The 13,292-nt window shown below is 46.9% G+C and carries 13 protein-coding genes and 1 pseudogene; 5 read left to right on the forward strand and 9 right to left on the reverse strand.

From position 1 onward, the window contains the following. Nucleotides 1–188: 188 nt before the first annotated feature. From JNUCC31_RS14355 to JNUCC31_RS14365, 3 genes and pseudogenes are all read right to left on the reverse strand, one after another. Nucleotides 189–275, reverse strand: a pseudogene (locus JNUCC31_RS14355) (23S rRNA (pseudouridine(1915)-N(3))-methyltransferase RlmH); the annotation flags it as partial. Nucleotides 276–484: 209 nt separating this feature from the next. Beyond that, the gene (locus JNUCC31_RS14360; protein ID WP_228469664.1) at nucleotides 485–766 is read right to left on the reverse strand and encodes an alpha/beta-type small acid-soluble spore protein; all 282 of its coding nucleotides are present in this window, start codon (nucleotides 764–766) and stop codon (nucleotides 485–487) included. A gap of 106 nt (nucleotides 767–872) precedes the next feature. Beyond that, nucleotides 873–1,592, reverse strand: coding sequence for a DUF4386 domain-containing protein (locus tag JNUCC31_RS14365; protein WP_192272105.1), 720 nt, complete (start codon nucleotides 1,590–1,592; stop codon nucleotides 873–875). A gap of 85 nt (nucleotides 1,593–1,677) precedes the next feature. Between JNUCC31_RS14365 and JNUCC31_RS14370 the strand changes: the two genes are divergently transcribed. The 4 genes from JNUCC31_RS14370 to JNUCC31_RS14385 all read left to right on the forward strand — a co-directional run bounded on the left by JNUCC31_RS14370 (nucleotide 1,678) and on the right by JNUCC31_RS14385 (nucleotide 6,221). Further along, nucleotides 1,678–2,547: a helix-turn-helix transcriptional regulator gene (locus tag JNUCC31_RS14370; RefSeq protein ID WP_192272107.1), complete on the forward strand. Its 870-nt coding sequence runs from the start codon at nucleotides 1,678–1,680 to the stop codon at nucleotides 2,545–2,547. 438 nt (nucleotides 2,548–2,985) lie between these two features. Next, a complete protein-coding gene (locus JNUCC31_RS33355; protein WP_228469665.1) occupies nucleotides 2,986–3,507 on the forward strand; it encodes a hypothetical protein in 522 nt (173 codons plus the stop codon). A 502-nt stretch (nucleotides 3,508–4,009) separates the two neighbouring features. After that, a complete protein-coding gene (locus JNUCC31_RS14380) occupies nucleotides 4,010–5,179 on the forward strand; it encodes a glycosyltransferase family 4 protein (RefSeq protein ID WP_192272111.1) in 1,170 nt (389 codons plus the stop codon). Then, on the forward strand, nucleotides 5,169–6,221 hold the full coding sequence (locus JNUCC31_RS14385) for a phosphotransferase (protein WP_192272113.1): 1,053 nt from the start codon (nucleotides 5,169–5,171) through the stop codon (nucleotides 6,219–6,221). The genes JNUCC31_RS14380 and JNUCC31_RS14385 overlap by 11 nt, the downstream gene beginning before the upstream one ends. A gap of 400 nt (nucleotides 6,222–6,621) precedes the next feature. Here JNUCC31_RS14385 and rlmH read toward each other — a convergent pair whose 3' ends face one another. From rlmH to JNUCC31_RS14405, 4 genes are all read right to left on the reverse strand, one after another. Continuing rightward, entirely contained in the window at nucleotides 6,622–7,101 is a 480-nt protein-coding gene (gene rlmH / locus JNUCC31_RS14390; protein ID WP_062327777.1) for a 23S rRNA (pseudouridine(1915)-N(3))-methyltransferase RlmH, read from the reverse strand. 525 nt (nucleotides 7,102–7,626) lie between these two features. Beyond that, nucleotides 7,627–7,794 carry a CxxH/CxxC protein gene (locus JNUCC31_RS14395; protein ID WP_017691462.1) on the reverse strand — a complete coding sequence of 56 codons (168 nt, stop codon included), beginning with the start codon at nucleotides 7,792–7,794 and terminating at the stop codon, nucleotides 7,627–7,629. 270 nt (nucleotides 7,795–8,064) lie between these two features. Further along, a complete protein-coding gene (locus JNUCC31_RS33360) occupies nucleotides 8,065–8,589 on the reverse strand; it encodes a hypothetical protein (protein ID WP_228469666.1) in 525 nt (174 codons plus the stop codon). Between the two features lie 349 nt (nucleotides 8,590–8,938). Beyond that, nucleotides 8,939–10,207 carry a S1C family serine protease gene (locus JNUCC31_RS14405; protein WP_192272115.1) on the reverse strand — a complete coding sequence of 423 codons (1,269 nt, stop codon included), beginning with the start codon at nucleotides 10,205–10,207 and terminating at the stop codon, nucleotides 8,939–8,941. A gap of 775 nt (nucleotides 10,208–10,982) precedes the next feature. Here JNUCC31_RS14405 and JNUCC31_RS14410 point away from each other — a divergent pair. Then, the gene (locus JNUCC31_RS14410; protein WP_053781978.1) at nucleotides 10,983–11,195 is read left to right on the forward strand and encodes a hypothetical protein; all 213 of its coding nucleotides are present in this window, start codon (nucleotides 10,983–10,985) and stop codon (nucleotides 11,193–11,195) included. Here JNUCC31_RS14410 and JNUCC31_RS14415 read toward each other — a convergent pair. Continuing rightward, nucleotides 11,164–11,970, reverse strand: coding sequence for an MBL fold metallo-hydrolase (locus JNUCC31_RS14415; protein WP_062327768.1), 807 nt, complete (start codon nucleotides 11,968–11,970; stop codon nucleotides 11,164–11,166). The two genes, JNUCC31_RS14410 and JNUCC31_RS14415, sit on opposite strands and share 32 nt — an antisense overlap. A gap of 6 nt (nucleotides 11,971–11,976) precedes the next feature. Continuing rightward, nucleotides 11,977–12,720: a two-component system regulatory protein YycI gene (yycI, locus tag JNUCC31_RS14420; RefSeq protein WP_192272117.1), complete on the reverse strand. Its 744-nt coding sequence runs from the start codon at nucleotides 12,718–12,720 to the stop codon at nucleotides 11,977–11,979. Nucleotides 12,721–13,292 lie beyond the last annotated feature (572 nt).

Raw genomic sequence — 13,292 nt, forward strand, 5'->3', positions numbered from 1 at the left:
TTTGCTCGCAAGAAAGCTAGAAGGGATAACCTCTCTCTAGTGGATAACTAGACTAAAGTGCCCTTGAACTGTTCAGAACTCAAACTGAGAGATAATATAAAATTAACTCTTCTGCTGAGCCCCGGGTGGAAGGAGCTATTACTGTTCGAATCAAAGCTCTGTAAGATGCAAATGCCAAGATTTCGCCGTCACTTATGGTACGGTTCACCCCGATTAATCTTCACCGCACGATAAATCTGCCCCACCAGCACTAGCCGCATCAGCTGATGCGGCAAGGGTTAATCTTAACCGGTCATAACTACCCGAATCTCTTCTAATTCCCAGTCAAAAAACTTCCAATATTCGTAATAGCGGACTTTTGACACAAGACAAGTACCCCTTCTTGTGAAAAGGGGTGAGTTATCGTCATAAAAACCACGGATGTTATTTCAAGTCAGTGCTCAACAAATTTTCACCCACGATCTCAGAAGGTTTCCGTTCAGGATTACTCCTTGTTCGCTATTTGCTCCTGAGCGAGACGGATCAATTCTCTAACCATGGAACCGCCAATTTTGCCGCCGACATGACCTGCTGATTCCGTTGTCAATTGACCATTGTATCCTGGGTGCAGAGGTACACCAAGCTCCTTCGCCACTTCGTACTTTACGTCGTCTGGTTGATTCGGATTCACGGCATATCCTTCGCGCTTCATTACATCTGCTTTGAACGCTTGCATTCCCTGTTCGACCCCTGGCACCGCATATTTTCTCCTTCTTCTTGCCATCATACAGCACTCCCCTCGATGTTATTCCCTAACATGCCCGGAAGCACAAAATTTTATCCCCATACTTCTTCGGTGCGATTCATTTAGGACAAGCATCTGGCTAAACTCCTCAAACTAAAGACGAAGAAGCTGTTTTTGCTCTTAATTTAGCAAGGTTCTCCCCATGAAATCCCTTCACAATTAACCAGACTGCCAAGCTCATCTCATAAACGCCCACAGGAAGCGCCATCAATCCTTTTACCGCCGAATAGGGTCCGATAACCCCAAACATTTGCATCAAACCAGCTAAACATACCATAACTGCTGTAATCATTCCGAAAATCGCTAACGGTTTAGGCACATAGCCTGTTCGGTAAAGCAAATAACTATACAGACTCGTATTTATGCCCAACATGAGATTTGGACCCAACATAGCCGTCCAGCGATAAATCGACTGCATCAACAGCCCTATGGGTTCAAAATTGGTTTTACTTGCTAAGTTAGTTGTTTCATAATATGAACTTAGTTGTAACAAACCCAATATACTTATTAGACCAATCGCAATAAAAACGGCCTCCATAAACCGGAAACAAAGATACCCTAGTGCAAGATGCTCATTCCAATGTCGGACATAGGGAAACAGCATGACTGCTGTACCAACAGCCGTTACCATAAGTGAGAGGTCATTTAATACACCGATTAAGACCTTCGTTTCCGATCCATTTGCCACTGTCATCTGCCATTGTTCTGACAGAACCGGCCCATACAAAACAACCGCTATGATTGACGTCACTGCAGCAAGGATATAAAAAATCCCCAGTATCCTTGCATTCCTTCGATCTCGCGTCATCCTTTTTGCCTCCTAAGACAATAAATTTATTTGCTGATGGACGTATGGTATACTCTGCCTACAAAACATGATATAAGGAGTAATTATGGACCATAACGAAGTCATTGAACGTGCTTTGATCCACATCGAGGACCATTTACAACAGTCCTTAACCGTAGAATCCGTTGCCAATACCTTCAACATGTCTAAATACTATTTTCATCGGCTGTTTTCTGCTATGATGAGCTGTTCGTTAAACCAATACATTCTATCCAGAAGATTGAATGCATCTTTAACCTTTATTCAAAACAAAAACAACTCTCTAACCGATATTGCGTATCAGATGGGCTTCGGTACGCAAGCCTCATTCACTCGTGCTTTCAAACGACAATACGGCGTAGCTCCAAGTACTTTAAAAACAGGACTTACAACCATCTCTCCTGTCCCCATACCTACCGTGGTGAAGAGACCTATAAAAAACATTAACGGTGATATCGTCACGGATTTCACCTTGACCGAGTTCAAGGAGACCCGAATCAGTGGGATCGCTTTTGAAGTGAATTTAGCCAATGATGATTACAAAGAGAAGATTCGCGCACATTCCGAAATGCTGTTGAGTCATATTGATGAAACCATAAAGGGTCCCTGTTATGTTATTTATTCAAACTGTCAACCCGATTCAACTCGGTTTAAGGTACTGTTTGGGATCCCAAGCAGCATTGAAATTGATAAACCTTATTTTTTCACGGTTGATGTGCCACAGACTTTTTGTGCAAGGTTCAACTATTGTGGTGAAATACTTGACATTGGGGAGGTGCTGGAAAACGACTATGCCAGATTTCTAAAGATTTCCAAGCAGGAGACGGCAGAAACCGACATTGAACTCATTCAAGCTTTTGATGACGTCCACCAGCTGGATTCGACCTACCATATCTATGCCCCTATCAAAAAACACCCTACCGATTCTGATTTGTAAGATCGCGACTCGTTTGTCATTCTGTCTGCTCCTTTCTTTGCTCGCATTCGATCATTTCTTTTCTGCAAATAAAATAACATAACGGGTTTCGCTCGACTTTCCACATCTTGCTGTAATTAGGAACGAAAAAATGCATCCCTCTCGTGATGCACCCTGTTTTGGCTACTGTTGGGATTGCAAAGAAGGCATTCTTTTTTGTTTTGTACCCCACTTTGGTTAATTGGACAGATCCAAGGCTAGATTCCGCATTGAAGGAGATTGCAGTAACGCTAGATACCGAGGGTGGTAGTTATACAGGGTATGACATTATGAATATTACTGTCAGTCTATCCGTTGATATATTCCACGATGAATTGCAGGAATTGCTATAAATGAAAGGCAACATACAGAATCTGATCGTCTAATTTGGAAGCTGTGTAGTTACCACCAATTTTGCCTATGAACTCTTTAGTTATTATGGCGTTGGGCTGGCTGACTACCAACTTCTCGAATAACCCGAAATCAATTTTTTCAAATTTCTTACCCCAAGGTCCAATCGGAACCATTATGAGGCTGCGCAGCGAAGCCGTTGCCAATGGAATCACGATGGAACTGCTTCAGTCCAAGCTTCATGAGGAGAGCATGGAGAGAAAAATGGACGGGATGAAGAAGGCATACACAAAAGCACACCAGCTACGCAAAGAAAAACGTACTCACACTAAGGTAAAGATTAATCAAGAAATGGCAGACCAAGACAGCGCGAAACGCATCAGGCATGATCTGGAGTTGCTGGATGAGGTTATTCAAAGGGGCTGCAATAACAACCTATGTAAGATGGACATTATCACCCCTGTGATGGCTCTCAAGGCTATCGAGCTGAAACACAATCAAAGAGTATATCCCAGAGGACTCATGGCCCGAAATACTTCAGCGTATGGAACATGTAACACGGGAATTCTACGAATCCATTGGTTTAGGTGAGGCATATGCGCAAATGGAGCGCGGGAGTCTATGTAAGGTAAGAAAACGGTTCGGAAACACGTCCATTATTCCGTAAAGCAGCAAGGGAGAACGCCAAAATGGCCGTTCTCCTTTTAGTTATCCCGAAGAAAGCCAGTAGACGGCGAGTTTCCTCACATAAGTCACACAAGATTATTTGGGTCGATTGGTTTGATTATAGAAGGCATTTGAGAACATGGCGCACACTCAGCATGAAACTTCATCATTAATTTTCGCCGTCACTTATGGTACGGCTCTCCGTAACATCTTTAGGGCGAAATTATCAAGGACAACTCTTCTGACCTCAAATCACTCTTGGATGATAAAACGTTAAATCTGTGAAGCGACTTCTTGTACTGCTAGTAAGTTTCCCCCCTTCTAGTCTTCTACACAAGCAACAGTCTCAAGGCACCATATTCTATTCTATGATGGCAGTTATAGAAAAAAAACGGAGAAAGCCGTTTTTTATTAGGGAGGAATCACCTTGAGACAACCCCGAAGACTGTGGATTCTCACGAATGAATACGAGCCTTATATTATTGGGGGATTAGGGACAGCAGTTACTAATTTGACAAAGGCGTATGTGCGTAGCGGTGTTCATACCACCGTCCTGACCCAGAGCAGTAATTCCTCAATCAGTATTACGAAAAGCGAGCGGCTGTGTATCGTTCGCTTCCCGACAAGAGCACCCTACTACTCAATGAAGACACGACAGTTTAATCCCGCCGCTATAGAGCGATGGATTGAGCATCAAGGGATCCAGAAACCAAACGGAATTCACGTACACAGCTTGCAGTTCGCCAACTTATCGAAATATTATAAATCGAAACACCAGATTCCGATTATATATACTAGTCACTCTCTGGTTTCTCGAGAAAAGGGTGCTGTAAGCAAGAAAAAACAGATAAGGATTGATCAACAGGTCTTACTGTTAAAGAAGACAAGTAAGATCACCATCCCAAGCCGGTCGGAACTCTACAAGCTAAAGAAGCTATATCCCTTCGTCGCAGGAAAAACCGCTGTCGTCAACCATGGCATAGTCTTGCACAAATCAGAGACACGACTATCACGGCGACACCTTTTATACGTTGGCAGACTCGTTCCGTTAAAAGGGATAGAACCTCTACTGAAAGCTATTTCAATATTGAAACAAGATGGTAATGAAGTTTGGCTAGATTTGGTCGGAACAGGTTCTAACCGTTATGTACTACAACTGAAGGCGCTTGCCAGAAAGCTCGACATATCGTCCGAGGTGCGTTGGCTCGGGTTCCGCAGTCAAAGCCAAGTGCAGAAAATGTATGCTACTTATGGTGCAGTGGTGATGCCCAGTTCCCAGGAATCATTCGGGTTGGTAGCGCTTGAGGCGCTGGCCAGTGAAATTCCGTTGGTATCAACCCGGGCTGGAGGACTTGCCGATTTTGTGAACAACAGCGTAGCCCAAACGATATCCAGAGCGAACGGTACAGCAATTGCCGCATCTATTAAAGCAATGTGGAGCAACAAAAAGCTCACTGACAAGCGGGTTGCCGCTGGTAGCCGGCTTGCGTCACGTTATCAATGGCCGCAGGTTGCTAACCGGTATAAGCACCTATTTCGACAACTCCAGGGTAGTAACACCTCAGATAAGGGAGGTATGATCGACCATGCGCACTAATCTAGAAGTCGAACGGCTTTCCGAAAAATTCGGAATTCGAGCGAAACGAACGGAAGTTATTAAAAAAGGCGTTTATCGAATAACAGCTGCGGGCGGAGTAGATTATTGTTTAAAGAGAATGTCCAATTCTCCCAACGAGCTACGCTGGATTGACAAGACACTGCAGCGGATACAGCGCAAAGGATCAATTCAGCTCGGCTGGCGCAACCTTCGCGAAAATCCTGGCAAACCTTTGTTTGCCAAGTTAAAACAAAAAAGCCCAACTTCTTTTATTCTTACCCCATGGCTGAAAGGCCCCTGGCCCTCATCGGCTTCCAAGAAGCAAATGAGAGAATGCGGCATTTTGCTTGCTAAGTTTCATCAGAATGGTGCTCAGATTAGCATTCCAGCTCTCGGGAAGCAAAATATGCTGGGATCATGGCCCAGCTTACTTCGCGTTGAACAGAGAAAGCTGCTCGCCAACATCCGGAAGGCAAGAAGAAACGGCTTTAATAGTCCGCTTGACCGCTTGCTCCAAACGTATGGCAGCGAACTATTGAATATGGCGCAAACTTCGATGCGGGAATTACGAGTGGGCAGCTACCGCTCTATATGTAAAAAAACGAGGCCAACTTTATGCCACGGAGATTTCGGTCCAACCAATGTGATCAGAACGAGAAAAGGCAACGGTTTGATCGATTTTGAAACGTTGAGACTGGATCTGCGAGCGTATGATTTAAATCGTGCTATTTATAACTTTTGTCAGGGTCACAACTGGAACTTCTCCGTCGCTGAATCATTTTTGGATGGTTATCAGACTATCTTCAAGCTGAAGCGAGAGGACTACGAAATGTTGAAGGTGCTCCTTCGATTCCCCCGGGGCATATGTAGACTCATAGATAATTATGACAAGAGAACAGCGAAAGTGAAGCGCAAGGTCGAACTTGATTTCCCGCAAATTCTATCCCACGAACGGCAGAGGGCTGCGTTCCTAAGGAAACTCGATGCTTACGCCGGGGGGGGGGAAAGCAATAGAGCCGAGCCATTGAAATTACTGCGCTAAACAGAATATTCCATAAAATAATCACTACCAAACAACGGATGCTGACCACTGTCATTTGGAGGAGAAGACTCCCTACCCCTAAATTTATCGCTGTTAGCTTTTCGTTCTCCCAGATAAGCTAGGTCACTTCCAACTCGTAAATAGTTCATTTGAGTGGAACTTACGACATCTCAGTTATTTCTTTAAAAACATCTGTGTCTCTAAACAGCAAAAAACGCTCTGGGAGCGGGTTTACACGATGGATCTGAGCCGTGGCTGTACAAAACCATAATCCACCGTCAGTATTTTCAGAATAAAGCATTTCTATAAGAAACACTTCGTGAATCTATTGACAATGCTCATGATTTCGGAGCTACGGGTATGGATATCTCCGCCCATACCCACGTTACAATCTTTCGCCCTACTTGTGGTAAGGTTCACCGCGATTTATCTTCACTGCGCGATAAATCTGCTCCACCAGCACCAGCCGCATAAGCTGATGCGGCAGTGTCATGCGCCCGAAGCTCAAGCGCTGCTTCGCGCGGCGCAGCACCTCATCGGAGAGCCCATGGCTTCCTCCGATGACAAACACGACATGGCTCGTCCCATACGTGCCGAGCTTGTCGATCTCCATGGCCAGCTCCTCGGAACTCCAGAGCTGGCCATCCAATGCGAGCGCAACCACATGCGCCTCGCTCTTCACATGCGCGAGGATGCGTTCGCCCTCGCGCTCCTTTACCGCCCGCACCTCGGCTTCGCTCAGGGTGTCGGGCGCCTTTTCGTCTGCGACCTCGATCATCTGAAACTTGATGTACGGGGCGAGGCGCTTGGCATATTCCTGAATGCCCAGCGTCAAATATTTTTCCTTCAATTTGCCTACGCCAATAATCTGAATTAACATGAAGATCCATTCCTCCTAATCGTCTTGCGAAATCATCTATACGTAAAGATGCCTCAACGCATCGTTTGTTCCAAGAGTTATAATTAACACTTTCTACAGTCGTCCCCTTACTTACCACACATTTACGTCTCCATCCCGACTCATTCCTATAAGATAACGAATCCCTCACACCTTATTCGGCGCTTTTCCACTCCCTTTAAATTCCAAAGAATCTGAAACACGCTATCCCGCATAAAACATGCTTTCCCCACCACCTTCGAGGCCATTTCAGTAATATAGCGTGTCTACGATTCGTTAGATTTCAAACAGGCGGTGTATCCCCCGAATAAGGAGTCTCAGGTTCGTTAGAGTTGCAACGCGCACCCGCGCGGCCCACGGTTTACCTACCCAATTCCCCCACAAACACAAAGAGAGCGCTCATCACGCTCTCCTTTGCTTCTTACTGTGATGTTCATACCGGATGGAAAGACCGGCCAGAATCGCCACCTGAAGTCGTGCCTCCGGCCGTCTAATTCCTACAGTACGCTAAACGACAAGGAATTCCGCGTGCTGTTCGCACTCGGCGCATTTCGCAGGCGGGTCCCAGTCGGCAAATTCCGTCTCCTTCAGATCAACGATATCTGGAGCGTCCTCATACTCATCGACAAACATGTCGATGGCAATGTCCACGTGTTCTTTGCATACAACGTACATCCGTTAAGCATCCTTTCTGTAACCAGCTATGTTCCCGATTCACAACCGCGTATCCCATTACAGGATAGCCACTTCTCAGTTCTATCACACCTGCCACCGAAAAGAAACCCCCAGCCCTAATTTATCGTGACCAACATCCACCAAACCTCTCCATACCGCAAAAATAAACATAAAAAGCATCTCTTCCGGATACCTCCCGGCACCACGAAAAGAATGCTCCTTAAGATCACTCTACATAACGAATGAATTTTGCTCCTGGGCTTACACTCTTTAGTTCAATCCCGACTGAGCTTTCGTCAACAGCTTGCCACCTTGAAAAGCAATAACTGCATTGGCACCATTGCCGGCTGTGCCTTTATAGTTATAAACCACCATATTCTCCGCTTCACTCAGCGCTTCACCTTCGCCGCCAAGGATCTCGATGACATCTTCTACCGACATGCCAACTTCAAGCTTCTCGTATTGGGCAAATGTAATCAGGATTCCGTCACCTTTCCCGGCCGATCCATTGTTGCCCGAGGCTGCAGACGTTAGACCACCAGTCTCATTTGCCGCGATCACAGTCGTACTCAGCTCACTCAACTTGGTCTCAAGCTCTGCGATCTTTTGTTCCTGCTCCATACTCTTGGCTCCCTGTTCCACCAGTTTCTTTTCCAGGCCAGCAATCTTCTCCTGCAAAGCACTTGTATCAACAGATGCTCCTTGTGTAGCTACCTCAGATCCACAGGCAGACAGCACAAACAGCGACAGTGCTACACTCGTTCCCCCAAGCATCTTTTTCCTCAATCGTTTCATTAAAAATACCCCTCCCTTTCTGAAATAAAAAATCAGATCGACAAACGGATGTTATTTGCATCAGCGACCGTCTCCAACATATTGACAACAGTTTACCACAGCCCGAGTCTTGTGTATCTGCTCCTTAGGCTCCGGGTCTAACTAATCATGGGAACATAAAAACGATTTATCTACTCATTTAATGTCGAACGAACACGTCCACCCATAATGGGCCAATGCTATTCAGTTACCTCTTGTCTTATAACATATTGCTGAACTAACAACTAAAAAAGAGTGGTCAGATATCTGATCACTCTTCTAGCATTGCCATTTCAAGCCACGTAACCGTATACGCTCCGTTAAACCTGCCTTACTCCGGTTTATCCGTCAGCTTCACCGACACCTTCTCGGCATTGCCGTCCCGGTAAAAGGTGATTTCAATCGTATCGCCGATCTTCTTCTTATCGTAGAGATATTTCCGCAGATCGAGCGTAGAGGTAATTTTTTGCCCATCAAATTCCGTGATGACATCATTCAGCTTCATCCCCGCATCGGATGCCGGGCCGGATGCTTCCAGCACGACCACACCGCTGTCCACGTGAGAGGGTAATTTCAGATCCTTGCGCTGCTCGTCATCCAGTGGCGCATATGGATTGCTCAGATCGACGGTATACACACCCAGATAGGGACGAGATACTTTGCCGTTCAGCAGCAGGGAATCAACGGTTTTCATCACTTCGTTCATCGGAATCGCAAAGCTGAGCCCTTCAACGCCTGTATCCGAGATTTTCATCGTGTTAATGCCGACGACTTTGCCGTTCAGATCGACCAGCGCACCGCCGCTGTTGCCTTCGTTAATCGCCGCATCCGTCTGGATTACGTTTTGTTCCCAGTCGTACACACCATCCTGATTAATGGATACCGGCAGTATGCGATCCGTGTAACTGACAATACCGGATGTCAGCGTGCCGCCCAGACCGAGCGGATTTCCGATCGCCAGCACCGTCTGACCCCGTTGGAGCTTGCTGGAATCACCGATCTCCGCTGCTGCACCCAAGCCTTTGTCTTCTGCCGACAATACAGCAATGTCGCTCACGCGGTCTTTACCAACCAGCTTCGCCTTGTGCGTTTCTCCATCCACGGTCACAATCTCCAGATCACTGGCACCTTCCACGACGTGATGGTTGGTCATGATGTAGGCTTTGCCATCTTCCTTCTTGAAGATGACCCCTGATCCCAGTGCAGAATCCTCCATCGACACGCTGCTGCCCGTCTTATGATTCACGATGCTCACCACAGAAGGACGAACTTTCGCCGCTGCCTCAATGATCCGGTCGTAAGGATCAGCGGCCTGGGTCGTCTGCGTGCCTCCGCCACCGTTACCAGTGGCATTGGCCAGCGGTAGCGCTGTAGGCTGCGTAATAAAGCTGAACAGCGTTACCGTCACGATGGAGCTAATTACCGAACTGATTACAGCGACCTTAACCGTAGAGCTAAAGCCTGTGCGAGACCTTCGCGGATTTCGCCAACGGTCACGTCCCCTGCCTCCAGGGCGAATGATCTGAAGTTTACCTTTCTGTTCAGGTTCGGCGCGTCTTGATACTTTGGTTGAATAAAAATCGTCTCCAAACAATCCCATCGTGATCCCTCTCCCCTTCGTTGTCACGCATCAAGACCCTGACTGCCACCTAAGTTGTCGCATGGATCAACGATGGTGTCCTTACGTTACCCCACTCCAGCCACAGGCGAGATTCCGATCGCTGTTACTCACAAATTTTTTTTATTTCTGTTTCCTAGGTAAAATTTGTCCATAGCGTATGCTTCCGAAGCAGCTTTCTTTCAGAAAGCTTTCAGGCGATCGCTACGCTTCTCCAGCCTCGTTCTGTGTCTTTCGTTACGTACGTACCGTAAATAACCTCTCGCTTTCCCATGCCTTTTTGCATTTACACAAAATGGTCTTGCATATCGCCGCATCCCGCATCAAATCAGGATACAGCGTCTATGTACAACAGAACGGACACGCCATTCTGTCAGTGACTCTATCAATCATGCTCTCGCATTCTATGACATGCCATTTCACACGCAAAACAGCCAAAATCACAATGCTCCTTATATACTAAACACGCCAAATCCCAAAAAGTTGCATAATTACGAAGATTAACGGGAATTTCCGCTATAACGCACTTAACAATAAAGGTCCATAGTATCTATCACCACAAAATTGGGTTCGCTAAGCGCTATTTTGCTTATTCGCAAGAACTTTTTCATCTTCTTATGCAAAAAGCTGCCCTTGGTTCAGCATACACGCCCCTTACATGTAATTATAGCGGCAAAAAGAGGAATGTTTTCCACCCAGCCTGACTACAATAATAGTAAAAGACAATTCGAAGCTTCATAGAAGGAGGATTCCCATTATGGATCGCACGCGTACACTCACGGCCATGGATGAAGTTCATATGGCGGCCAAGCTGGCCGATCTCAAGGAGGAACATTACCGCAATACCCTTGCCCTAAGCACCATTATAGAACTGCTCGTCGACAAAGGTATTCTGACCCGTGAGGAAGTGGAGCGCAAAGCTACCGAACTCGACAGCTTTATGGCTCACCCACCCTATCCCATGGCGTAGGCCGGTCGTAATACGTATCACAGAGCTTGAACTCATGATCCCGATAAAAGCAGCCACGGCTTTCCATTGCATCACGCACGGTCATTTTCGCCAAATCCATCATATTATGATCCCGGCTCAGATGTGCCAGATACGTGCGCTTGATGCGTCCGTTCATCAGTTCACTGAGTGCAGCTCCCGCCGCTTCGTTCGACAAATGGCCAATGTCGCTCAGAATGCGGCGCTTGGTGTTCCATGGATAACGCCCCATGCGCAGCAATTCGACATCATGATTCGCCTCCAGCACGAGTACATCTGAATCCGAGATCGCATCGCGAACCTTGTCGCTCATATAACCAAGATCCGTCGCGACGGACAGCTTCTCGCTGCCATCATCGAACGTGTACCCTACCGGTTCCGCCGCATCATGGGAGATGCCGAAGGATTCCACGCGCAGAGAGCCAAAATCATGCTTTTCACCGGTCTCAAATACCCTACGGTTTTCCTCTGGAATCGCCCCAACGGACTTCTCCAGTGCCGCCCACGTATTCGTATTTGCATAGATTGGTAAATTATATTTCCGAGACATCGCGCCTAGTCCTTTAATGTGATCGGAATGTTCATGTGTAACCAGAATCCCGTCCAGCTCCGTTCCCGAAATCTCCCGTTCCAGGAACAATGCCTCCAGCCGCTTCGCACTGAGACCCGCATCAATCATGAGGGACGTGCCCCCATGCTGTATAACCGTGGCATTCCCTGTCGAACCGCTGGATAACACGGTAAAATAAATCCCCATAACGCATTACTCCCCTGGTTTGTCTGTCTTGGGACTGAATACATCCCCGCTGATGCCCTGCACGTACAACACTTCGCCACTTTCCAGCACGAACCGCCATGCCGGCATCGCAACCTGCATATCTGAATTGAACAACTGGCCGTAATAGCCCAGCTGGATGTCTTTTACAATTGCATCGTTCGGCAAAAAGTTCTCAATCAGCGTGCCCAGCGCCTTTGACGCTGGAAGCACCTGCTGATCGCTCTCCTCTGCTGTCGTAATCTGCACCGGAGTCTGACGGTAACCCGTCATTTTCTGATCGCTGTAGAACAGCTCCAGACTGACATTGAAGAGTGGCCATTTGCCATCCACCAACGGATGCAGCACAAATGCCCCGTCCTCCGCCATCAGCTGATCCAATCGATACGTGCCGATCTGAGGAATCTCGCCTTCCAGCGCATCCTCCAGCTCGCTTTGCGAGAAGATCAGCTTGCTGTCCACAGGCTTTTCCAATTCAACCTCAATACCTGTCTTGTTATCTTCAATGAACTCATACGACAGCTTCGGCAGCTTAGGCGTCTCATTCGGAATAGGAGCCAGCACCTGAATGCCCTTTTCCTCCATCGCCTGCTGCGTATTATCCGCCAGCGAGGTGAAGTCCAGATTGGCTCCGGCCGTTTCCCGCGCATCCATCCAGATCTGGTATCCCAGCACCAGATTGAGCAGCAGGAAGGCATAGATCAACACATTTTTCGCCCGTCCCCAATCCAAACCATTCACCTCCATAAGTTCACTGTCTGCACTACTCTCAACCACTCTTTGTAAATAACTGCTCTATGTCCACGACAGCACTACGCGTTCACCACCGTAAACTGTCTACCTCAAAAATTCCGCTTCACCAGCGATAATACATGTCCCTACATGTGGCTGACCACTGTTGATCTGCAGCAGGCACCGCGCGCCGGGAACCTTATCGTATCTACTTTACATTATCTTGGTTCGTCAACATGAAGATGATGACACGCTTATCGTTATTTCCGGCTAACGAACTGTATACACCTAATTCACTCCATTTTCCACAAGTTTGTAATCTAATGAATCTGAGAGATCTTATTGGTGGAATTTATAGGGTTATCGTTGGTTCTGACCCCTTTATCGCTGAAATAAAGTCGCTGAAGTTCGTTAGATTTCGAGTTTGATGCTAATCCAGCATTTAAGGTGTGTCAGATTCGTTAGCGTTTTAACCCGGCAAACCACCCTTGGAGCAGTTCATATATAGCGATTAGAAGGTTGTCCTTACCGCGAGTGGATAGTTGCAGCCCACCCTTATGTTTAATGACTAT

Origin of the sequence: Paenibacillus sp. JNUCC-31 (assembly GCF_014844075.1) — a bacterium.
Taxonomy (GTDB): Bacteria; Bacillota; Bacilli; order Paenibacillales; family Paenibacillaceae; genus Paenibacillus.

What these genes read in the sequence shown, in the direction of transcription:
- JNUCC31_RS14360 (WP_228469664.1), bottom strand. Translation starts at nt 766, where the DNA reads ATGATGGCAAGAAGAAGGAGAAAATATGCGGTGCCAGGGGTCGAACAG.
- JNUCC31_RS14365 (WP_192272105.1), bottom strand. Translation starts at nt 1,592, where the DNA reads ATGACGCGAGATCGAAGGAATGCAAGGATACTGGGGATTTTTTATATC.
- JNUCC31_RS14370 (WP_192272107.1), top strand. Translation starts at nt 1,678, where the DNA reads ATGGACCATAACGAAGTCATTGAACGTGCTTTGATCCACATCGAGGAC.
- JNUCC31_RS33355 (WP_228469665.1), top strand. Translation starts at nt 2,986, where the DNA reads ATGAACTCTTTAGTTATTATGGCGTTGGGCTGGCTGACTACCAACTTC.
- JNUCC31_RS14385 (WP_192272113.1), top strand. Translation starts at nt 5,169, where the DNA reads ATGCGCACTAATCTAGAAGTCGAACGGCTTTCCGAAAAATTCGGAATT.
- rlmH (WP_062327777.1), bottom strand. Translation starts at nt 7,101, where the DNA reads ATGTTAATTCAGATTATTGGCGTAGGCAAATTGAAGGAAAAATATTTG.
- JNUCC31_RS14395 (WP_017691462.1), bottom strand. Translation starts at nt 7,794, where the DNA reads ATGTACGTTGTATGCAAAGAACACGTGGACATTGCCATCGACATGTTT.
- JNUCC31_RS33360 (WP_228469666.1), bottom strand. Translation starts at nt 8,589, where the DNA reads ATGAAACGATTGAGGAAAAAGATGCTTGGGGGAACGAGTGTAGCACTG.
- JNUCC31_RS14405 (WP_192272115.1), bottom strand. Translation starts at nt 10,207, where the DNA reads ATGGGATTGTTTGGAGACGATTTTTATTCAACCAAAGTATCAAGACGC.
- JNUCC31_RS14410 (WP_053781978.1), top strand. Translation starts at nt 10,983, where the DNA reads ATGGATCGCACGCGTACACTCACGGCCATGGATGAAGTTCATATGGCG.
- JNUCC31_RS14415 (WP_062327768.1), bottom strand. Translation starts at nt 11,970, where the DNA reads ATGGGGATTTATTTTACCGTGTTATCCAGCGGTTCGACAGGGAATGCC.